We start from the raw sequence: 22,199 nt of genomic DNA, 5'->3' as shown, positions 1-22,199 counted from the left end.
GAATCATTTTTTTTCGTAGTATTTGACCTAGCTTAGTGCTAGGTCTTATTTTTTGATATTGCTATGTATCTAACCTACTTACCATTCACGCCTTACTTTTGTGTGAGAGATAAATACTATCGTACGATATAGATTTAACGATATATTTTATTGAGTCTTCCCATTAATTCTTAGTTATTTACTTAAGTTTATAAATACTCTATGGCTTACAAAGTAACTGTCAGCACCTTACCAAGGCTCATCAAATACATGGGCTTTCTATGATACAATTTCGTATCTGTGCATCACATCTCCCTTGTATTGTAGGTTTCGAACCCGCACATCAATAGCAACTGGATGAATGATTATATTTATGTCAAATGATACGTCTAAACCTTTTAGCAATAAACAATCAATCGATAACTTAAAAACCTCAGGATTTGAGCGTCGGATGTCGATTGCCAAAACTTCCTTAAATATTGGTCGTCGATGGGCGGGTAATAGTGTGTCTGGCATGTTTTTAAATAAAGAAGCCCGTACAGCGCGTAACCAAGCATTTATGGAAACGCAGGCGAACTATTTGGCAGCTGAACTGGGTAAGTTGAAAGGCTCTGTTGTTAAAATAGGTCAAATGCTTGCCATTTATGGAGAGCATATTCTACCGCCTGAGATTACACGTGCTCTGCAAACGTTAAATGATGATACAGCGACATTGTCATGGCCAACGATTGAGCTTACGTTACGTGATTTGTTGGGTGAAAGATTAAATGAGCTTGATATTGACCCTGTACCAATTGGTACTGCTTCCCTCGCACAAGTCCATCGCGCTACTGTCATTACTACAGGGGAGCAAGTCGTATTAAAAATTCAATATCCTGGTGTGGCAGATGCTATCAATTCAGATCTTGCTTTATTCAAACGACTGTTAAAAGTAAGCAATATCGTCCCGCAGACTCGCTCACTAGATGCTTGGTTTGAAGAAATACGCGACTTATTACATCATGAAGTGGATTACGAAGCAGAAGCCGTAACGACTGAGCGTTTTTACGATCGTTTAAGCAATGATCCGCGCTACGTTGTTCCAAAGATTAATCGTGAATACTCAAAAAAACGCTTGTTGTGCATGTCTTATGAGCCAGGTGTTTCAGTTGTATCTGACGTTTTGCAGCAATTGTCGCATGAACGTCGTAGTGCTATTGGTCAGGCTGCCATTGAAATTATGATGCAAGAAATTTTTGTGTGGGGAGAGATGCAAACAGATCCAAATTTTGGCAACTATTTGGTTCGGGTCGGTGATAATGAAGGAGAGCCTGATAAATTAGTATTATTAGATTTTGGTGCTATTCGTCAGTTTGATGAGAACTTATTGACCATTGCTCATGGGTTATTAAAGGCTGGTTATCATCATGATCATGATGCCATGGTACTAGCAATGACGGGATACGATTTTTTCGATAGTATGAGTAATAAGGTACGCTCTGATGTTGCCTCTTTATTTTTGCTTGCGACAGAACCTTTTAGTAATCCTGCAACAAATCCTGATATTCCTAGTGATCGTTTAGATGAGAAAGGCCGTTATATTTGGGCAAATAGTAAGCTGCATTCTCGCCTATCAACCGCTGCTACGCGTGCGATGCGATCTTTTGAATTTAATCTTCCTCCGAAAGAGTTTATGTTCATTAGTCGGAAATTTATTGGCGCCTATACTTTATTGACAGTGTTAAACTCTTATACTGACTCTAATAAATTGGTAAGACCTTATTTATAATCTTAATTGAAGGTGAATTTTGGACCGCCTTTTTTGTGGCGGTTTTTTTCTGTTTTATCTATATCTGCTTAGGCTATTTTATATTTTTATGTATTTCAAATTTTTGGCTGTCGTAGTTTTGATCATTTTATTGCTTAGGCTATTTTTTGGTGCCTCTACAATCCGCTTGCCAATTATCAAATCTGGTTTTATAACCTTGTGGCTTACGCATGCTAAGCTCCCAACAAGTCTCACCCCTTGCCAAATACTTGACTTCAAAATGCGTGCGTTGACTGTCTATGGGGACTTGATAACGCGTATTTGGTAAGCACCAAATCTCAGTTGCTCGCTTCGCAGCATTGTCCATATATGACTCGATATTGGTCACTAATACTACTTCCCCATTATCTCGTAAACGTGACAATAAAAACTCAAAAAAAGGCATGTTCAGCCACTGCTGATTGGGATTATGCTGTTCAGGATTGGGATAGAGAATAAAGATTTTTGCTACACTACTCGGTGCGATGGCATGAACAATCCAAGCAATCGCATCAGCATGTATGGCATCTAGATTAGGGGCATTTTGCAATGCTGTTAGTTTAGCGAAGGCATCAAATTTGTTGCGTGTGCGCTCAATCGCAACCAAGTGCTTATCAGGGTTTTGTGATACAAAGTCCAAAGCATGCTTGCCCTTCCCTGCGCCAATCTCTAACAGTAAGGGCAAATTGTTTTTATTTTCTATGACTATATTTGGAATGATAAAATTGCGTGGTGGTGAGAGCTTTTCCGGTTGAAATGCGCGTGATTGGTGATGCGTAAGCTCGATATTATCAGTCATCTACTGTCCTTAAATTATTTGTCTTTTGCCATTATTCGGTCGCATGCTATTATATAGCCAATCCAACTGAATAGTAATATAACAACGGTGTGTGCCCATTTATCAATGCGATTTAGACCAGCATGGGCAATATTTGTTGCCCTATTTTATATGGCTGCACTCACACCATTAATCTCAAGGATACCTTCTCTCTTATTATGTCTGATTCTACTCCCAATACTTCACCCAAGACCTATCCTTGCCCACGCTGTGGCACTCAGACGGCATGGCAAGACAATAAATATAAGCCGTTTTGTAGTAGTCGATGCAAGCTCCTTGACTTAGGCGCTTGGGCAAATGAAGACTATACTTTACCCGCTGAAACGACGCCGTTCTCTGACGAATTATAACCAGTCTTTTTAATCACTCTATTACTTCAAGGATGTTTTATATGCCTGCAACTTACCTGATGCCTACTTATAACCGTCAACCAATCAGCTTTACTCGTGGTTCAGGCAGTTGGCTATATACCAAAGATGATACCCCTTATCTAGATGCACTGACGGGCATTGCTGTATGCGGATTGGGTCATTGCCATCCGCAGGTAACTGATGCTATCCAACAACAAGCTGCCACCTTAGTACATACTAGCAACTTATTTGGCATCGATTGGCAGGAGCGTGCAGGCGAGATCCTATGTACTGCTGCTCAAATGGACAGCGTCTTCTTTGCCAACAGCGGCGCTGAAGCAAATGAAGCTGCCTTAAAACTTGCTCGTTTATATGCACACAAGCAAGGCTTTAAACGTCCTAAAGTCATCGTTATGGAGCAGTCATTCCACGGTCGTACCCTATTGTCATTGTCAGCCACAGCCAATCCAAAAGCACGTGAAGGTTTTTATACGCTAGATGAAGACTTTATTCGTGTGCCATTTGGAGACATTAATGCGATTAAACAAGCAGCCCAAGACCATGATGATATCTGTGCCATCTTTGTAGAGCCGATTCAAGGCGAAGGTGGTCTTAATACAGCTGCCAATGGTTTTGCTTATCTTGAAGAGTTACAAGCAGAGTGTGAGGCACATAATTGGTTATTTATGCTGGATGAGGTTCAAACAGGCAATGGACGTACTGGCAAGTACTTTGCTTATCAACACAGTAATGCGCGTCCCGATGTATTAACCACAGCTAAAGGCTTAGGTAATGGGTTCCCAGTTGGTGCCTGTATGGTACGTGGCCGTGCTAATGGGTTGTTTGGTGCTGGTAGTCATGGGTCTACTTATGGTGGTACGCCACTGGCAAGTCGCGTTGTACACAGCGTCTATGAAGTCTTAGCAAACAGTGACATTATGGAAAATGCTGTCAAAGAGGGGCTATTTATTCGAGAGACTGTAGTCGATGCATTAGGTCAACATGGCGTGAATAGTCGCGGTGCTGGTATGATGATTGGTATTTCGATGCCCGACAATATGGACTGTAGCCAACTAGTGGATCGTGCACGTGATGAGCAAAAAATGATTATTAACGTTACTGGTGGTCATGTTATACGTTTATTACCGCCGCTCAATATGAATCGTGACGAGAGCACACAGGTGGCTGAACGTTTGATTAAACTGCTAAAGCCAAGTTTTTAAAACTCATCAGTTTGTATTATAAAAAATCCTATAGATGAACCGACCCCCATAAGTTGGACACAACTTATGGGGTATTTTTATGCGTTACGATCTAGACTTTAAGATGCAAGTCATCGCATACTATCGGCAAGGACATACCGGACCTGCGACTGGTAAGGTGTTTGCCGTGAATGCAAAGTTTGTACATAAATGGGTTCAGCAATACCAAAGCGGTGGTATAGAAGCGATCAAGCCAAAGACAAGTAAGGCCAAATACAGCAGTGAGTTTAAACTTAAAGTACTCACAGTCATGTTAGAGCAAGGCTTAAGTCAATCTGGAGTTGCACTGACATTTAACATCAGCTCACCTGCGCTCATCAGTCACTGGCACAAAGCGTATCGTTTTCATGGTATATCTGGACTCATATCCAAACCTAAAGGTAGAGCCGCCATGAATAAACCCTTTATGACAGACAAACCTGATGATGAGAAAACCTTAGCAGAATTAAAGCGTGAGAATGAATACCTACGTGCGGAGGTTGCCTACCTAAAAAAGCTCGATGCCTTGCTCAAAGCAGAGGAACAAGCAGGCAAAAAGCAAGGCTCATTGAAGCATTGAGGCAAGAACACCCTTTATCTACTTTGCTAGACATTGCTAAGATGGCCAAGAGTGTCTTTTACTACCATAGGTGTCAGTTTGATGTTAAAGACAAATATGCAGACTTAAAACAGCGTATTACTGAGTTGTACCATCAGCATAAAGGTAGGTATGGCTATCGTAGAGTCACGGCCGCACTAAAGCAGTTAGATGGTCATCACAATCATAAACTCATTGCTAAGCTTATGCGTTGTTTAAACTTGAGTGCGCGAATTCGAAGACAAAGGTACCGCTCTTATAAGGGCATACAAGGTAAGATTGCGAAGAACTATTTAAAGCGCCAGTTTCATGCAGATAAACCAAATAAGCGCTGGCTCACCGACATTACTGAGTTTAAGGTGGGTGATGATAAGCTGTATCTATCACCCATACTTGATTGTTATAACAATGAGATTGTCAGTTATACAATCTCAAAGCGCCCGACTTATGACTTAGTAAGCAATATGCTAGGTCGTGCTTTAGCAAAGACGAAAGCGTGTCGGGATAAGACACTCATGCTACATTCTGATCAAGGTTGGCATTATCAAATGCAGCCGTTTGCACAGGTGCTAAAACAGCATGGTATCAAGCAAAGCATGAGCAGAAAAGGCAACTGCTTGGATAATGCGCTCATGGAGGGGTTCTTCGGTACATTAAAGTGTGAGACCATTTATATTGATAAGCCTCAATCCATCGAGCAGTTAGAACAACAGATTCATGAGTATATGCATTATTACAATAATGATCGTATTCAGCTGAAACTAAAAGGACTGAGTCCTGTGCAGTACAGAACTCAGTCCTTGATATAAACTAAACCGTCCAAGTTTCGGGGGTCAGTTCAAGATAGTTTATATCTATAGGATTTTTTATAACATTTATGAGTGGTTAATTCTTACTCTGATATCAATTTAATTTGCATGAAAATACTTTTTTAACACTTCTAAACAACGAGTGATTTTAGCAGGTTGCTGATCACGGTTTAAGGTAACCGCATAGAGTACAAAGCTTGGTAATTGATAACCAGTCAAAACTTCGACCAGCTCTCCACTTTCTAGCTCTTTCTTAATATCCATTTCCATCATTCTAACCAAGCCATGACCTTCCTTGGCCAATGTGGTTGCCATGAAAACATTATTGGTATAAATGCGTGAATTTAGTTTTGTACGGGTTTTTTTGCCAGTCTCTGTTTGAATCAGATCGATTTGATTGGCATCCTTCATGATTTCAATACAAATCAGCTGATGATCAGCTAAGTCTTTTGGGGTTTGCAGCTTAGTGTTTTGACGCAGATATTGTGGAGAGGCAACAAGCATTTGACGCACGTCAGTCAATGGATGACTACTCAATGTAGAATCATTGATTGTAGGACTCATGCGAATGGCAATATCAATGCGCTCATCAATCATATCGATGTAATGGTTATCCGCCAGATATGTGATGCTTAAATCATCATGTGCAGCCATCCACGTAGATAGAGCAGGCAAAATATGATTAACACCAAGTTCAGGCGTGGTTGCCACACGCAGACTACCCGCTAACTCATCACGCAACTGATTGACTTTAATTCTACCTTGTTCAGCCGCACTGACCACGTCTTTTGCCGCTTCATAAAAACTCTCACCCGCTTCTGTTAAACTCAGCTTACGAGTTGAGCGATGCAATAATATCACACCCAGCTCATTTTCTAATGAACGGATCTGTTGACTGACCGCACTTGTCGTAATACCAAGCTCACGAGCTGAGCCACTAAAAGAGCCATGTCCAACCACACTGGCGAACACAGCCATACCGCGTAAATTATCTAACATATTCTCACCTAAGCTGCATCTTAATTTTTAATATAACTTAACCATTATAACGAATTTTAATTTTTCTTACTGTTATAAAATACGCTATTTTTATTTAAACAGCTTTATTTACAGTCAATAAAAATAGAAATATCAAGGCGATAGAATAGCATCGCCTTGATATTTTATATAGTAATTGTTTCTAATAGCTTTACATACTTTTTAAATTTTTTTAATAGGACGTTTTAAGACTGTTTAATACAACTGAACTTTACCCATTTTTCCTTCACCACGCTCAGTTAAATACTTCATAACTGGCGTATTGAGCAGCTTTGATTCTGCCACTGTTTTGGCTTGCACCAAACGTTTTTGTTGGCGCCGTTCAGGCGTTTTGTCATCAGCCTGCATAATGGTGCCATCAATTTGTAAATCAATCTCTAATTGAGGGAATTGTTGTTGTAATTTTTGCGCTAACTGCTGGAAAGTCGCTTGTAAATGTCTACTATCAACACTCGTCAAAAAAGTTGCTTTACCATTACATAACCCTGTTACTACACCTTGACGAGCCAAAGCCAACTCATCCTGAGCTAGTACTTCAGTTTCACGAGCCGTTTGTAGCCAGTAATCCCATTTTTCGGGTGTCCACTCACCTATTAACTCTTGGGGTGGACAACGTAACAAAGTACGAGGATCATCAGGCTGCGTTGCTATTTGAGAATCAGCAATCGGTTCAGGTTCAGCAATTGGTTCAGGTTCAGCAATTGGTGCAAGCTCAGCAATTGGTGCAGGCTCAGCAATTGGTGCAGGCTCAGCAATTGGTGCAGGCTCAGCAATTGGTTCAGGTTCAGCAATTGGTTCAAGCTCAGCAATTGGTTCAGGCTCAGCAATTGGTTCAGATTCAACGATTGGTTCAGATTCAACGATTGGTTCAGGTTCAACGATTGGTTCAGGTTCAACGATTGGTTCAGGTTCAACGATTGGTTCAGGTTCAACGATTGGTTCAGGTTCAGCGCTATTGGCTAACCACTCGTTGTCATCATAAATAATATCTTGTACGGTATCGTTATCTTGCGCTTGATAATCAACATCATAAGGCTGTAAGGGTGGTACTGATGCCAACTGTGGAGGCTGCATAGATGTGCTATTTTCTATTGCAGATGTTTTTTGTGCAGCGTCATTATTGTCATAAGTATTTTTTAATACTTCATCTACTGGTAGCGGACGAAAAGCCAATAAACGTAAGATGCACATTTCAAGCGCCTGCATCGGTGTACTGGCAAGCTTGACACCTTCGCGAGCTTGTACGACGATCTCGTAATAAAGTTGCAACACATCTGGGCTGATATGTTGTGCAAGCGCAGTGATATCTTGTGCCTGCGCTTCGTTCACGTTTAGAGTAACTTCAGGCAATAACTGCGTCAATGCCAACTGATGGAGTAACTCTGCAAGTCCATCAAACATACTAGTAGCATCAACCATCTGTGCTCGCATCTGTTCAATATGCGCGGCGACAGCAGACTTATCATGATTATAGATATCCGTAATCAGACTGACCAAATCAGCGGCATCGATCAAACCAAGCATCGCATTGACAGTAGCATCATCCAGCGCACCTTGACCAAAAGCAATGGCTTGATCTGTCAATGATAAGGCATCACGTACCGACCCTTTCGCCGCACTCGCTAGCTGCCAGAGTGCTGGTTGAGTATAATTTACATGCTCTTGGGTAAGGATATTGGCCAGATGCTCGCTAAGTAGTGTTTGCGGCAATGGACGCAACACGAATTGCAAACAGCGCGAGATAATCGTAATTGGCAGTTTTTGTGGATCAGTGGTCGCGAGCAAAAATTTCACATGCTCTGGCGGCTCTTCTAATGTTTTCAGTAACGCATTAAAGCTATGCGTCGATAGCATATGCACTTCATCAATTAGATAAACTTTGTAACGCCCTTGGCTTGGCGCGTAAGGCACATTGTCTAATAGTTCGCGAGTGTCTTCGACTTTGGTACGGGAAGCAGCATCAATCTCAATAAGATCAATGAAACGACCTTGATCAATAGCCACGCAATTATCACACACACCGCAAGGTGTACTAGTGATACCAGTATCACAGTTCAAGCATTTAGACAAAATACGCGCAATCGTCGTCTTACCCACCCCACGTGTACCCGTGAATAAGTAGGCATGGTGCAGACGGTTATAATCAATTGCATTGATCAATGCTTGCGATACATGCGTTTGTCCAATCAACTCATGAAAGTTTTTGGGACGGTATTTGCGCGCTAAAACTTGATATTGCTGCGACATAGCGATCCATTGTGCCAAGTAGTGAATGTTCTTGTTTTAAATGTATTTTTGAATGCTCATTATAGCAAAAAGCCAGCGCATACGTCTGGCTTCTTACTGATTCAATAAAGGCTTATCAGATATTCAATAACCGATCTTGGTTACAAAGAAAGATATTTATTATTAATCAACTTTGCGGCGCATATGTGGGAATAAAATCACATCGCGAATACTGGCAGAATCTGTCAATAACATCACCAAGCGATCAATACCAATGCCTTCACCTGCTGTTGGTGGTAAACCATAAGACAAGGCTTCGATATACTCTTCATCAAAATGCATAGCTTCGTCATCACCCGCGTCTTTTTCAGCAACCTGACCGCGGAAACGCTCTGCCTGATCAGCTGGATCATTAAGCTCACTAAAGCCATTTGCCAATTCACGGCCACCGATAAACAACTCAAAACGATCTGTAATTTCAGGATTGTCATCATTACGGCGTGCCAATGGCGAGGTTTCTGCTGGGTACTGGGTGATAAAAGTCGGCTGACGCAATTGATGCTCAGCCGTTTCTTCAAAGATAATCGTTTGCAATTTGCCTACACCAAAACCTTCTTTTACTTGCTGCTTCAAAACCGTTGAGGTGTATTCAGCAAGATACTCACGATCACTCATGCGTGCTGTATCAAAATTTTCTGCGTATTTTGCAATGGCGTCTGGCATAGAAAGACGCGCAAAAGGTGCTTTTAGACTGATAGCTTCTTCTTGATATGTAATCTCAGTCGTACCTAAGATGTCTATTGCCAATTCATTAAATAAGCGTTCCGTCAAATCCATTAAGTCATGGTGGTCAGCATAAGCCTGATAAAACTCAATCATCGTAAATTCAGGATTGTGACGAGTAGATACACCCTCGTTACGGAAACTGCGATTGATCTCAAACACTCTCTCAAAACCACCAACAACCAAACGTTTTAAGTACAGCTCAGGAGCGATACGCAAGTAAAGTGGCATGTCTAAAGCATTATGATGCGTTACGAACGGACGCGCCACTGCACCGCCTGGAATAGGATGCATCATTGGCGTTTCTACTTCCATGAATCGCTCATTCAGCATGAACTTACGGATGCCACTGATGACTTGGCTGCGAATCATAAAAGTATCGCGAGTTGTCTCGTTGGTCATTAAATCAAGATGACGATTGCGATAACGGGCTTCTACGTCTGCTAAACCGTGAAATTTGTTTGGCATCGGGCGCAATGACTTAGTCAACAGCTCAAGCGTTTCAATATGCACATACAGGTCGCCTTTTCCTGAGCGGCCGATATAACCTGACACCCCAATGATATCGCCCAAATCTAGCGACTTGATACTCGCACGTGTTTCATCATCAAGCTCTTTACGTGCAACGTACAGCTGAATACGACTCGTCATGTCTTGGATCACAATAAACGATCCACGATTTAGCATGACGCGACCCGCTACGTTTACTTGTATTTTTTCGCCATTAGCAGCCTTTTCTTCGATTTCTTGTTTTGAGACACCATCAAAAGCCGTTTGTAAATCTTGTGCATAATCCGTGCGTTTAAATGTATTCGGATACGGCTGTTTACCTGACGCGCTGATATCGTCTAGCTTGGCTTGCAGCTGTGCAATCAGCTCATTGGTATCTTGTACTGGAGTTTGGTCTTGATTTTGATTATTGGCTTTTGACATAACACTCTCAAATTTTGATAAGTTAGTTTTTATATTTAAAAATTTATAAGATTAATCTACACACAAAAATCCTTTAGCAACGCCACCTTCAATGGTTTGACGGCAACCAAAAGGGGTATCATTGGCGGCACATGTTCCTTTTACGTTTGCCGTGCCAGCCTCAATAGCAGTATCCGAATTGGTACATTTGCCTTGACACTCAGAGCTGTCGCTACAAGATTTTCCTGCATCTGAAAACTGCTGTACACATCGATATGCTTGTAGGCGACCTTCTTTGGTGTATTCACCGCCTTTTGCAAGGCATTCTTTTGCCAGCATCTCTACGCTTTTGGATGCAGAATTGGCATTATTTTGTTCTTCTGTCATTGCTGGTGTCTGACAGGCAGATATAAACAATAAAGAAAACAAACCCATAAAAAATAAAGCTAAGCGATTATTCATAATTTTTCTCACATTTAAAATATGGATCTGTTTATAGGAAAATCAAGTTTGGCATAGTTGCTTACTATTATAGGCAATCTACTAAAAAATTTATGTAAAATAAACTGACTATAAAACGCTATTGCTCGCCACCAATACTGGCCATCAAGTCAGCTTGATGCTCACGTAACAGTGCATCAAGAATTTCATCTAAATCACCTTCCATAATCGAATCAAGCTTATACAAGGTCAAGTTGATACGATGATCCGTCATACGGCCTTGTGGAAAATTATAGGTACGGATACGCTCCGAGCGATCGCCACTACCGACCAAATCACGACGTATAGAATCCGCCACATCGACCTGCGCTTGTACTTTGGCTTGCTGGATTTTAGAGACCAGCATCTTCATCGCGTGTGCACGGTTTTTGTGCTGGCTACGCTCCTGTTGACACTCTACCACGGTACCGGTAGGAATATGCGTCAAACGTACAGCTGAGTCGGTGGTGTTAACGTGCTGACCACCCGCGCCACTTGAGCGAAAAGTATCCATTTTAATATCAGCAGGATTGATATCAACGGTATCATCAATTTCAACTTCTGGCATGACCGCAACGGTACAAGCTGACGTATGCACGCGGCCTTGGCTTTCGGTCTCTGGTACACGTTGTACACGGTGAGCGCCAGACTCAAACTTCAAACGACCATAAACGCTATTGCCAGATACACGAGTAATGATTTCTTTATAACCACCGTGTTCGCCTTCATTGGCTGACAATACTTCTACTGTCCAACCTTGCGTCTGTGCGTATTTTTGGTACATACGGAACAAATCACCAGAGAAAATAGCAGCTTCGTCACCACCTGTACCAGCACGAATCTCTAAGAACGCTGGCACTTTATCATTGGGATCTTTCGGCAGCATCATCAGATTGAGTGCTTCTTCCATTTCTATAATGGTTTCACGTGCAATATCAATCTCTTCTTGCATCATCTCTTTCATATCAGGATCTGAGGCTTCTTTTAGCATAGCCTCGGCGTCAGCCTGATCGGTTTCTGCACGCACATAGTTTTGCCATAAAGTAGTGATATCCATCAAGTCACTATGCTCAACAGATAGCTCACGAAACTTATTATTATCGCTGATGATGCTAGGATCTGATAATAAGGCGGTGACCTCTTCATAACGGTCTACCATCTGGTCTAAACGCAGGCGTAAGGATTCTTTCATAAAAGGACTTTTAGTTAGATGAGAGGAATAAGATCGTGATTATAGCAAATTTTTTGGGGTAAATTAAAACCTCTCAGAAATCTTGGCCTTATTCTAGACAATCTTGCCGTAACATTGACAATATGGCTTTATAAAAACTGGAATACTGACGCTATTTTTGATCTTGTAGTTTATAAAAATACCAAGCCAAAAACGTAGGCATAAAAAAATAGCTAAGAGCACTCTTAGCTATTTTTATCAAGAAAAACATTCAGAATGACAGATTAAACTTTACGAACCAATACCGAACCGATTGAATAACCTGCGCCAAATGAGCAAATAACACCCAAATCACCTGATGCCAATTCATCTTTATAGCGATGGAATACAACCATAGGACTGGCTGAGCTGGTGTTGGCGAATTCAGCAATGACGCTTGGCACGATAGATTTGTCTGCCTCTTTACCCATCACAGTTCTCAGGATAAGATCAAGCATATTGGCATTGGCTTGATGTAACCACATCATCTTAACATCAGACGTTGGCAAGTTGTTTTCTTTTAAATGCTCAGTAATAATCTCCGAAACCTTTGGACAGACTTCACGAAATACTTTGCGACCATTTTGCAAAAATAGCTTGGGCGTTACAGGATCTTTGATATCTGGATACATCTCTGTTTGCGCTGCCAAATACTCTGATCGATCCATAAAACCATATTCATTGGTAATATTGGTCGAGAATTCTGTAAACAGCTTGGCGTTAAGGATCTCATACCCTTTCGGTGTATCCAAATCTTCAACGATAGAAGCAGTGGCAACATCACCAAAGATAAAGTGGCTATCACGGTTACGCCAGTTCAAATGCGCTGAGGTAATCTCAACGTTGACCACAGCGACGCGTTTGGCAAGACCAGAGACAATAGAACCATGTGCTTGTGAGAGACCAAAAGTCGCAGCACTACAAGCCACATTCATATCATAAGCGAAACCGCCTACCATACCAATCTCATTTTGGATCTCGATGGCAACAGCAGGATAAGTGCGCTGAAAGCTCGAACAAGCAAGGATGATACCATCTAGGTCATTCGCTTCTAACCCAGCGTCAGCAAGCGCGTCTTTTAAGGCTGCCGCACCCATTTCTGCCATCACAGACAACTCTTCGCCTAAATTACGATAAGCGATCACTGGTGCCATGATTTCAGGGTTCAAAATACCCTCTTTTTCCATCACATAACGCGATTTGATACCAGATACTTTTTCGATAAACTCAGCTGAAGAATGCTGAAGTGCTGTAACAGTCTCTGCTGCTATCTCATCAGCATGCTTTGCATTATAATTATCAACATACTGGTTAAATGTATTTACTAACTCTTCATTGCTAATGCTATACGGCGGAATATACAGGCCCGTGCCTGTGATACAAGTCGTCATGATAAGCTTCCTTGTCTACTACTTTAGGGATTGGTATAAGTATAAAGGTGAAAAAAACCACAGTCTTTCGATTTCAGTGAATAAATGTAAACTTAAAATCAGTGCCCTTATTATGCCTGAATATTATTATATTTCTAATACTTTGTTACAAATAATCTGGTTGTGGAGAAAAATAAGCAAAGATTACTTTTAGTTTATTATAGCTACGATATAATCAGCGCCGTTTGATTATACGCTGATCGCAATTTAACCGCATCAAAAACGATTCAAGACATTCGATACTTATCTTTGGAAAGATTAATGGTAGAACTTTTAAGCTGGTTATTTGGTCAATATGCTGACTACTCTACAGTATTCATAGCACTTGAGCTAATTGCTGTTGTATTCGGCATTGCAAGCGTTCTACTTGCCAGCAAAACCAATATATTGGTATTTCCTATTGGTCTTGTGAGTACAGCCATATTTGTTTATTTGTTATGGAAATGGCAGTTGTTTGGCGATATGTTTATCAATGCTTACTATAGCGTCATGAGTATTTATGGCTGGATAAATTGGACAAAGAATAAAGAATCTAAGCAGGATCACATCAATCCTACGAGCCAACAAGATGCGTCAATAAAAAATGCTGATACCAATCATAGTATCCAAGTCGAGCATTTAACTATCAAAGACGTGCCTATATTGGCAGCATTAGCCACCATTACCATCGCTTTTGTGGCTTTGGTTTATTACTTCCGTCCTGTCATTAATAATGGCTTTAGGTTTGATGGTGCCATGCTTGGTTTATATTTATTTACGTGGGTAGATTATACCGATATGCTCACCACTGCGCTGTTTTTGATGGCGATGTGGCTGATGGCACGACGCAAGATTGAGCACTGGTTACTGTGGATCGTGGCCGACGCTATCTCAATACCTTTATACTTCTATAAAGGGCTTACTTTCACTGCGTTCCAATACGTGGTTTTCACTCTCATCGCAATCTGGGCTTACTATGAATGGCAGCGCCGCTATCGCATGCAACCTCACACAGCATACGCCTAAATCCGTCATTAACATTGCCATATTAGGGGCAGAAAGTACGGGTAAGACCACGTTATGCCGTGACTTGGCAGAGCACTTTGGTAGCCTGTGGGTACCTGAGTATATGCGCACCTATCTACAAAAAAAATGGAATGATGAGCAATTGACTTGCACATGGGAAGATTTGCTTCCTATTGCGCAAGGTCAGATCAAACTAGAAAACACACTGGCCAAGCAAACTGCGTACACATCAGACAAGCTTAGGTACTTATTTTGCGATACCAGTTTGTTTGAACTGATGGTCTATTCCAACTGGTATTATGATGATTGTCCTGAAGCGTTAACGACAGCAGCACTGGCACATCATTATGATCTGATATTACTCACAAGCGTGGACGTTCCGTGGGTAGCAGATGATTTACGGGATAGCCCGTATCAGCGCGAAGAAATAAGTACGTTTTTTGAAAATCAGTTAATTCGTCATCAAAAGCCCTATCGCCATATTGGTGGCGATAGAGAGGAACGAGTTCGGCAAGTGGCAGCATGGCTTTCTGAAATCAATGATTAGAAGTTTTTTTATCCCATAAACAATTGGTAATTTTATCTATAAGCACCTTAAGAGATATCGATGCTAAAAAATATTGAACGTTACTTAGAAAAAACCATCTTTAACAGTCGCTGGATATTGGCACCCTTTTACTTAGGCTTAGTTTTTGGAATTATTTTATTATTCATCAAGTTCATCCAAAAGCTTTGGGGGATGTTTGCAGATATTCTGGTTGCTTCTGAAGCAAATGTGATTGTTGACATACTAGTGTTGGTCGATATTTCACTGGTGGCAAGCTTATTACTCATTATCATATTCAGCGGTTATGAGATTTTTGTCTCCAAAATCGATACCAATGATCACGATGACCGTCCTAGTTGGATGGGAAAAGTTGATTTTTCTGGGCTAAAGCTCAAAGTCATCGGCGCTATTGTCGCCATTTCTGCTATTGATCTTCTCAAATCTTTTATGGATATAACAAGTGGTATGAGCGAAGGCGATGCAGACAAACTTATGTGGAAAGTCATTATTCATATGACATTCGTTTTGTCCGGATTACTGTTTGCGATTATGGACAAAATTGTTGGCGATACCAATAAGCACTAGCAAACACTAGCGCTTATTTTTCCATACACTCTCCACTCTTCTTACATCTTTTTTCTTTATAGCCCCTCTATGATTTCTTTAACCCTATCGACTGCCTTATTGACAGTCTTGGAATAAAGAGTCATATGAGGAGCTTTTATGCAAAAAACACTATTTACCAAATTAGCTATTATTGCTGGGCTTTGCCTTATCTTTGCCATCGGTCTTAGTATGATTGGCTCCGTTATTTACGAGCGACAAACCTATGCAGAATCCGTTGTAAGAGAGATTGCGCAACAGCACGTCAATCCGCAAGAAGTCATTACCCCATTCATTGCCATTCCTACCACGGTCACCCCCGAATGCCAGACTGAAACGTCAGATACGAATCGTAAGTGCGCGGCTTCTTATACAAAGATCGAGACCATTTTTGCTAATCAAACCCAAGCGACACAAGATCTTGACGTTAGCACGGATACTTACCAACGCGGTATTTATCATGCAACCAGCTATAATGGGGCACTGACATTTGATCAAAACTATACTTTTCAAAACCATACTTTTGATGAAGCCATCACAAACTTGAGCGAATCGACAAGCGTAGCCAATCAAGAATTAGATCGAACCAGCACTGATAACACTGAAAGCAAAATAAAACCAGAGAAAACTACGGTTCACTGGGATAAAGCAAAATTAATCATTCCCATATCAGATCTGCGTGGCCTTGCTACTTTGCCAACAGTGACGATTGATAAAAAACCAATCAAAGCGACTTATCCGCAAATATCCATTATAAAAAATATAACCTACGTGGAAGTAGCTATTCCGCAAGAGGTTTTGATTCGCTCAGAAAAAAGTGTCACAGAAAAGCGTAATCAGGTCATTGATATTATGGTCGATCTCCCATTAGCGGGTATCAGCAACCTAAATACTGTGCCGACTGGACAGAACTTTGGCCTGACAATGCGTAGTAACTGGCTGACGCCAAATTTTATCGGTAAAGCGTTGCCAAATACCAAAAAACTGACCCCTAAGGGGTTTGAGGCCAGCTGGCAAAATCAGTACCTGACTATTGCCAATAATCAAAATTTATCGCAGTGTGCCAGCATTGCTAATAGCCAATGTACTATTACAAGTCGGGCAACGCTTGATAGTACTTACCCGTCAATGAATTCTGATACCAGTATGACAATGCAGGAAAACCTTGCCATATCAGACACAGACACCGTACCTAATAGCTTTAGGGATGTGAGTTTAAACAGCTTTGGTGTGAGTTTTGCTGAGCCGAATGATGTGTACTTACAAACAGAACGAGCAATGAAATATGCCTTATTATTGATCCTCGTCTCATTCGGCACGTTTTTCTTATTTGAAGTGATTAAATCCAGCCGTATTCACCCTATCCAATATCTGTTGGTCGGTTGCGCATTATTTGTTTTTTATGTCTTGCTACTACCACTTGCAGAACAAATCATATTTTGGAAAGCCTATGCCATTGCTGCTAGTGCTTGTGTTGGGCTTATTGGTTGGTATACCTACTATGTTTTAGGCGGTATAAAACGAGCAGCAATATTTACAGGGACGTTGGCAGGATTATATGCAGCGTTTTTTGGCATCTTAACCACAGAAGATATGAATCTACTATTGGGTGCTGTTTTTTGCTTTGCCATTCTTGCCTGCGTGATGGCAATGACTCGTAAAATCGATTGGTATAAAATTGCCTAATACAATGAGGACATACTAATACAATGACATATCGGGCAGTTCTACGTTGGCGTCAATCAATTAGCGCACCTAGAACTGCCCGATAAGGTTACTATCTAACAATTTCGCAATTCAGAGCTTTGGCCCAGTTTTTACTACTGTTTTCACAGCGCTCGCACAGCTGGTTTTCATCAGTGATATGGTCGACATGGCCACAATGCATACAAGCATAAGACGTCCCTGCTTCTATTTGCTCGACCGCTTGATACTCTTTGGGAAAAAGCGGCATACCATATCTCGTTTTTTCAGGCTGATATAACAATATGCTAAAATTACCGTCTGCTTCCAGCAATCCAGTACGTACCTGCCCTAAATGTTCAACGCCTTGCTGACGCATTTCTGCAAAAAACTCATCATGTGACATTTTGCCTTTCTTAACCTTATCCATTACCAGCACACCATCCTCTACAATATAAAGTGATTTACCTTCCAAAAGATTTTCAACAGGATTAAATCTCATCATTGCCCAAGTGCATACACGATAAAGTACAATAACGGTACTCATAATCAGGACTGCTTGAATAATCGGTAAATCCTCGGTGAACATGGGATCACCTGCGATAGAGCCAAGTGACAAAATAATGGTCAACTCAAAAATAGAGAGCTGCCGAACACCGCGCTTACCTGTAAATCGTAAAAACGAAATAATCAGTGTAAACATCACTACGACACGTATTAAAATCTCAATGGCAAACACCCAAGTGGTGTCATGAATAAAAATACTTGCCCAATCCATATATCTCTTTCCTATTTATCATTTTTTAATGTATTAAGTTGAATATTGTCATTGGTTCTAATCAGTTACTCACATATAGAACCAATGAATCTAATAGTCGCCCGTACCATTCAAGCGACTTAGTTGTTTTAAGAGTTACAAGATTGAATCTGTCATGAGACAATCAATCATGCAGCTCAAACAAGACAGATCGACCACGTTCTCTGATCGCTATTTTATTAGAAAAACAACGTAATCATTGTAGGAATTATTTTGAAAGCCACGATTTATACCACTGTTGCCTTAATCGCATTTGCGGCGAATTCTCTATTTTGTAGAATGGCGTTAGCAGATGGCTATATAGATGCATGGAGCTTCACTATCGTTCGTTTAGTGAGTGCTGCTGGTTGTTTGGGTATCATTATGGTGCTGCACGCCTCTCGCTTACAACGTCAAGCGCGTAAGATGCATGATACATCCAGTGACACACTTCGCGTACTAAACGATAAAGGCAGCTGGTTAAGCAGTGTTGCCCTTGTCGTTTATGCGTTATGTTTTTCAATTGCTTACGTAGAATTAGATACCGGTACTGGCGCACTGATTTTGTTTTCAGCGGTTCAGCTCACTATGATTGGTTGGGGCATTTATAAAAAGGAGCAGTTAAGCGTATTACAATGGGCAGCATTCATTGTGGCAGTAGCAGGATTCATTTATTTAATGTTGCCGTCAGCAGCAATACCATCTCCATTGGCAGCCATACTTATGACGATCAGTGGTATCGCTTGGGGTATATATAGTATACGTGGCAAAACTTGCGTATCACCACTACGAGCCACTGGTTTTAATTTCATCAGAAGCCTTATCGCGGTTCCAATACTATTATTGGTAAGCCTGTATTACTTAGACAATATGGGACTCGCTACTGTCAATTTGAACAATGTCACGACCAAAGGAATACTACTGGCAGGCGCATCAGGCGCAATTGCATCTGGGATCGGCTATAGCATCTGGTATACAGCCATGCCACTATTGAAAAACACACAAGCAGCCATTGTACAATTATGTGTACCGATACTGGCAGCCATACTGGGTGTGGTCTTTTTATCTGAGCAGCTAAGCTTACCATTCGTGGTAGCAAGCACTGTCATTTTAGGCGCCGTTTTAACATTTACTTTAAGTAAAAAGACATCAAAAATATCAAGCTAAAGGCATCAATATCACTATTCATGATTTGTCTTTAGCTTACTTACTCACTTTTATCATTAGTTGAGTTGCCAATAAAAGGGATCACCGTAGACCTCTGCAAAGTAATCGATTAACGTTCTCACGTTTAAAGAAACATGACGAGTATTGGGATAAATAGCGGCGATGTGCTGAGTGGTGGTTTTCACAGCAGCAGTGTATTCAGGCAACAACTTTACCAACTGACCACTCTTTAAATGCTCACCAATCAGCCAGTCAGGAAAAAGCACGATCCCCATGCCTTGTAATGCGGTTACCAATAAGGACTCTGCGTTATTGGACATGAGTAAAGCAGTTGCTAAACAGGAAGTCCAATCCTCACCCTTGGTCTTGAAAAGCCAGCGATTCGGCCCCGACGACCCTTTATAAACCAACCCCTTATGATGAATTAAATCTGTTGGCGATTGCAGCTTTCCGTACTGGTTTATGTACTCAGGAGTGGCTGCCAGATGATATGTTTGCTCACCAAAAATCCGCGCATGAAAAGTCGAATCGTTTAATGTCCCAATTCTAAAAATAACGTCCGTTGGATAATGATGAGGATCGATAAAGTCATCAGTTAACGTCAGATCTATTTGTACTTTAGGATAGTGAGCGCTAAATTGTGGCAACCAGGGAGCGATGTGTCGTTGTCCAAAAAATACTGGCGCATTGATTCTGAGTAAGCCGCCTGGTTCTAATGTCCTATCCTGAAGCTCTTCTTGTGCCATGCTCATACTTTCTGTCATAGCATGGGCGTAGGTCATAAACACGCGTCCTGCTTCGGTAGGAATGACGGCACGGGTATTGCGATAAAAAAGCTGTTGCCCCAACGAATCTTCTAATTGTTTGATAATACGAGAGACCTTAGACGCAGACACCCCTTCTTTTCGAGCCACCACCGAAAAACTCTGAGCTTTATAGACACTGATATAGAAATGCAAAGTCTTTATGCTGATATTGTCGACGTTATTCATTTGTGCAACTTATGCAAAGGTCATTTCCACATTATAGCGTTTTTCATGAATATAAGCTCCTGTAGAATACCGCCATTGCTTATTAAGGATTTTTTTCATGCAAATATTATTGATACTTATCGTTGTGTTAGGCGGCATGGGGTTATCCGTTGAAGCGGGATTACTGGGCCCTTTAGGGGGTCAAGTTGGTGAATTGTGGGCGACATTGAGTATTTTCGGTGTTGGTGCAGCATTGACTTTTTTTCTTATGTTATTTTTTAGTCCACGCAATAGCCCTTCATTTTTCTCGCAACCCCCTTTGTTACTCGTTGGCGGAATTTTAGGTCCTATTTACGTGGTGGTCTTAACCGTCGTCACACCAGTCATCGGCGTTGCAATGACAATGATTGGCATACTTGCTGGCCAAATCTCAAAAAGTCTGATCATCGATCATTATGGACTATTTGGAACCACAGAAAGAAAAATAGACAATAAAAGAATCATAGCCTTGGTTTTTATCATTGCTGCACTGTTCTTTATGGCTAAGGGGTAAAATAGATGATGCTTATATTAATGATCGTATTGGCAATAATTGGCGGGGCTGCCTTAAGTGTTCAAGCGGCTTTAAATGGTCGTCTAGGTGGTAATGTTGGCGTATTCAAAAGCGCATTTCTCACCTTTTCTGTGGGCGCGCTAGTTACTGCTTTACTTATTTTCTTCTTTGAACCAAACCACTCAGTCACGTTAATGGACGTGCCCAAATGGCAGTTACTTGGTGCGCTTTGCGGTGTGCCTTATATTGTCATTATGGTAGTTGCAGTACAGCGTATTGGTACTGCGGTAGCAACTGTTGCAGTTATTTTTGGTCAGCTTAGTATGAGCGTGCTGATTGATAATTTTGGTTGGTTAGGTAATGAAGTAATCACACTCTCGGGTAGTCGAATTGCTGCTTTGGTTTGTTTGGCAATTGCACTTTATTTTATTTATTCTAGTAATAAGTCTGAACCTAAAGCTGCTTAGTTACCCTTTGTTAAGTGCTAATCCTAAGATGGTTGGTGTTATAGTCAATCCAAAACAAGCATGGTACATCCAGTCATAATGTTCTAATCACTTTTTATTGATTGCTTGTGGTTATTGGATTTTTGCGCTAATACTGACAATAGCCAAACTAAAAAGGATGAGCCGTTGTGGTTCATCCTTTTTAGTTTATATTATCTGTTATTGATATTGGCAATTTCATCATCAAGCTGTACACGTCGTTGTTTCGTATAAGTTGCTAAGCAACCATTGCTTGCCATTGGATAAGCACTACCTCCACTAAAACCACGAGCTGAGAACTTGCAGGCCTTATCTCTAAAGTCAATCCATGCAAGCTGCGCTGTCTTTAATTGCTTTTTTTCACTAGCGTCTAACAGACGTTGTAAATCACTATAGGATTTATTCAATTTCCTGTCTTCCGTTGATAACTCAGTTGCCGTGCATTTATTGATATCTGCCTGAGTATTGGCATTATCACAGGCACTAGCAGCTGATGCTTGCGCCGTAGCAAACAGACCGACAGATAACAACGTTAAACCAGACAGCTTTCTCAAATTACTTGTCATTTTTCTCATGTAGCACCTCATTGTTATTCATAATCAGAAAATACTAGCATAGAGAACGTTGGGTTTTTATTGAGTCCTGTTAAGAAACGTCATTCACCTATTTTAAGCCACACAGCCACTCTTGTAGTGCCTCACTGCTCATT

The 22,199-nt window shown here is 41.1% G+C and carries 22 protein-coding genes; 12 read left to right on the top strand and 10 right to left on the bottom strand.

Features of this window, described 5'->3' with window-relative positions; all coding sequences use genetic code 11:
• Positions 1 to 352: 352 nt before the first annotated feature.
• Positions 353 to 1,747 carry an AarF/ABC1/UbiB kinase family protein gene (locus CIK80_RS14455; protein WP_095570594.1) on the top strand — a complete coding sequence of 465 codons (1,395 nt, stop codon included), beginning with the start codon at positions 353 to 355 and terminating at the stop codon, positions 1,745 to 1,747.
• Positions 1,748 to 1,886: 139 nt separating this feature from the next.
• Here CIK80_RS14455 and CIK80_RS14450 read toward each other — a convergent pair whose 3' ends face one another.
• Positions 1,887 to 2,564, bottom strand: coding sequence for an SAM-dependent methyltransferase (locus CIK80_RS14450; protein WP_095570593.1), 678 nt, complete (start codon positions 2,562 to 2,564; stop codon positions 1,887 to 1,889).
• 197 nt (positions 2,565 to 2,761) lie between these two features.
• On the opposite strand from CIK80_RS14450, the gene CIK80_RS14445 reads away from it, so the two are divergent.
• The 4 genes from CIK80_RS14445 (at position 2,762) to CIK80_RS14430 (ending at position 5,601) form a co-directional block, all read left to right on the top strand.
• The gene (locus CIK80_RS14445) at positions 2,762 to 2,953 is read left to right on the top strand and encodes a DNA gyrase inhibitor YacG (RefSeq protein ID WP_095570592.1); all 192 of its coding nucleotides are present in this window, start codon (positions 2,762 to 2,764) and stop codon (positions 2,951 to 2,953) included.
• Positions 2,954 to 2,994: 41 nt separating this feature from the next.
• Positions 2,995 to 4,176 carry an aspartate aminotransferase family protein gene (locus CIK80_RS14440; RefSeq protein ID WP_062844625.1) on the top strand — a complete coding sequence of 394 codons (1,182 nt, stop codon included), beginning with the start codon at positions 2,995 to 2,997 and terminating at the stop codon, positions 4,174 to 4,176.
• Positions 4,177 to 4,255: 79 nt separating this feature from the next.
• Positions 4,256 to 4,774: a helix-turn-helix domain-containing protein gene (locus CIK80_RS14435; RefSeq protein WP_095569412.1), complete on the top strand. Its 519-nt coding sequence runs from the start codon at positions 4,256 to 4,258 to the stop codon at positions 4,772 to 4,774.
• The gene (locus tag CIK80_RS14430) at positions 4,678 to 5,601 is read left to right on the top strand and encodes an IS3 family transposase (protein WP_143516787.1); all 924 of its coding nucleotides are present in this window, start codon (positions 4,678 to 4,680) and stop codon (positions 5,599 to 5,601) included. The genes CIK80_RS14435 and CIK80_RS14430 overlap by 97 nt, the downstream gene beginning before the upstream one ends.
• Positions 5,602 to 5,700: 99 nt before the next feature.
• Here CIK80_RS14430 and CIK80_RS14425 read toward each other — a convergent pair whose 3' ends face one another.
• From CIK80_RS14425 to CIK80_RS14400, 6 genes are all read right to left on the bottom strand, one after another.
• Complete coding sequence (locus tag CIK80_RS14425) at positions 5,701 to 6,600, bottom strand: LysR family transcriptional regulator (protein WP_062844626.1); 900 nt, start codon at positions 6,598 to 6,600, stop codon at positions 5,701 to 5,703.
• Between the two features lie 234 nt (positions 6,601 to 6,834).
• Complete coding sequence (dnaX, locus tag CIK80_RS14420; RefSeq protein WP_095570591.1) at positions 6,835 to 8,886, bottom strand: DNA polymerase III subunit gamma/tau; 2,052 nt, start codon at positions 8,884 to 8,886, stop codon at positions 6,835 to 6,837.
• A gap of 162 nt (positions 8,887 to 9,048) precedes the next feature.
• On the bottom strand, positions 9,049 to 10,581 hold the full coding sequence (lysS, locus tag CIK80_RS14415; protein WP_095570590.1) for a lysine--tRNA ligase: 1,533 nt from the start codon (positions 10,579 to 10,581) through the stop codon (positions 9,049 to 9,051).
• Between the two features lie 51 nt (positions 10,582 to 10,632).
• Entirely contained in the window at positions 10,633 to 11,022 is a 390-nt protein-coding gene (locus CIK80_RS14410) for a hypothetical protein (RefSeq protein WP_095570589.1), read from the bottom strand.
• Positions 11,023 to 11,140: 118 nt separating this feature from the next.
• Positions 11,141 to 12,232 carry a peptide chain release factor 1 gene (prfA, locus tag CIK80_RS14405; RefSeq protein WP_095570588.1) on the bottom strand — a complete coding sequence of 364 codons (1,092 nt, stop codon included), beginning with the start codon at positions 12,230 to 12,232 and terminating at the stop codon, positions 11,141 to 11,143.
• A 263-nt stretch (positions 12,233 to 12,495) separates the two neighbouring features.
• A complete protein-coding gene (locus tag CIK80_RS14400; protein WP_062844631.1) occupies positions 12,496 to 13,641 on the bottom strand; it encodes a beta-ketoacyl-ACP synthase III in 1,146 nt (381 codons plus the stop codon).
• Between the two features lie 300 nt (positions 13,642 to 13,941).
• On the opposite strand from CIK80_RS14400, the gene pnuC reads away from it, so the two are divergent.
• The 4 genes from pnuC (at position 13,942) to creD (ending at position 17,521) form a co-directional block, all read left to right on the top strand.
• Positions 13,942 to 14,685: a nicotinamide riboside transporter PnuC gene (pnuC, locus tag CIK80_RS14395; RefSeq protein ID WP_095570587.1), complete on the top strand. Its 744-nt coding sequence runs from the start codon at positions 13,942 to 13,944 to the stop codon at positions 14,683 to 14,685.
• Positions 14,636 to 15,232 carry an ATP-binding protein gene (locus tag CIK80_RS14390; protein ID WP_095570586.1) on the top strand — a complete coding sequence of 199 codons (597 nt, stop codon included), beginning with the start codon at positions 14,636 to 14,638 and terminating at the stop codon, positions 15,230 to 15,232. Before pnuC ends, CIK80_RS14390 begins: the two co-directional genes overlap by 50 nt.
• Before the next feature lie 60 nt (positions 15,233 to 15,292).
• Complete coding sequence (locus CIK80_RS14385; protein WP_062844634.1) at positions 15,293 to 15,817, top strand: TIGR00645 family protein; 525 nt, start codon at positions 15,293 to 15,295, stop codon at positions 15,815 to 15,817.
• 138 nt (positions 15,818 to 15,955) lie between these two features.
• Positions 15,956 to 17,521, top strand: a complete 1,566-nt coding sequence (gene creD / locus CIK80_RS14380; protein ID WP_095570585.1) for a cell envelope integrity protein CreD — start codon at positions 15,956 to 15,958, stop codon at positions 17,519 to 17,521.
• A 91-nt stretch (positions 17,522 to 17,612) separates the two neighbouring features.
• On the opposite strand, the gene CIK80_RS14375 is transcribed toward creD, so the two are convergent.
• Positions 17,613 to 18,296 carry a YetF domain-containing protein gene (locus CIK80_RS14375; RefSeq protein WP_095570584.1) on the bottom strand — a complete coding sequence of 228 codons (684 nt, stop codon included), beginning with the start codon at positions 18,294 to 18,296 and terminating at the stop codon, positions 17,613 to 17,615.
• Positions 18,297 to 18,548: 252 nt separating this feature from the next.
• Here CIK80_RS14375 and CIK80_RS14370 point away from each other — a divergent pair, with 252 nt between their 5' ends.
• Positions 18,549 to 19,481, top strand: coding sequence for a DMT family transporter (locus tag CIK80_RS14370; RefSeq protein WP_095570583.1), 933 nt, complete (start codon positions 18,549 to 18,551; stop codon positions 19,479 to 19,481).
• Between the two features lie 56 nt (positions 19,482 to 19,537).
• On the opposite strand, the gene CIK80_RS14365 is transcribed toward CIK80_RS14370, so the two are convergent.
• Entirely contained in the window at positions 19,538 to 20,473 is a 936-nt protein-coding gene (locus tag CIK80_RS14365) for a LysR family transcriptional regulator (protein WP_095570582.1), read from the bottom strand.
• Between the two features lie 97 nt (positions 20,474 to 20,570).
• Between CIK80_RS14365 and CIK80_RS14360 the strand changes: the two genes are divergently transcribed.
• Entirely contained in the window at positions 20,571 to 21,005 is a 435-nt protein-coding gene (locus CIK80_RS14360) for a DMT family transporter (protein ID WP_062844639.1), read from the top strand.
• A gap of 8 nt (positions 21,006 to 21,013) precedes the next feature.
• A complete protein-coding gene (locus CIK80_RS14355) occupies positions 21,014 to 21,472 on the top strand; it encodes a DMT family transporter (RefSeq protein WP_062845914.1) in 459 nt (152 codons plus the stop codon).
• Between the two features lie 191 nt (positions 21,473 to 21,663).
• Here CIK80_RS14355 and CIK80_RS14350 read toward each other — a convergent pair whose 3' ends face one another.
• On the bottom strand, positions 21,664 to 22,065 hold the full coding sequence (locus tag CIK80_RS14350; protein WP_179288406.1) for a lysozyme inhibitor LprI family protein: 402 nt from the start codon (positions 22,063 to 22,065) through the stop codon (positions 21,664 to 21,666).
• Between the last annotated feature and the right edge of the window lie 134 nt (positions 22,066 to 22,199).

The organism is Psychrobacter sp. JB193, assembly GCF_002285555.1.
In the GTDB taxonomy this organism is placed as follows: Bacteria; Pseudomonadota; Gammaproteobacteria; order Pseudomonadales; family Moraxellaceae; genus Psychrobacter; species Psychrobacter alimentarius.
The sequence above is the reverse complement of the archived record's forward strand: the minus strand, read 5'-3'. Positions and strand labels throughout refer to the sequence as shown.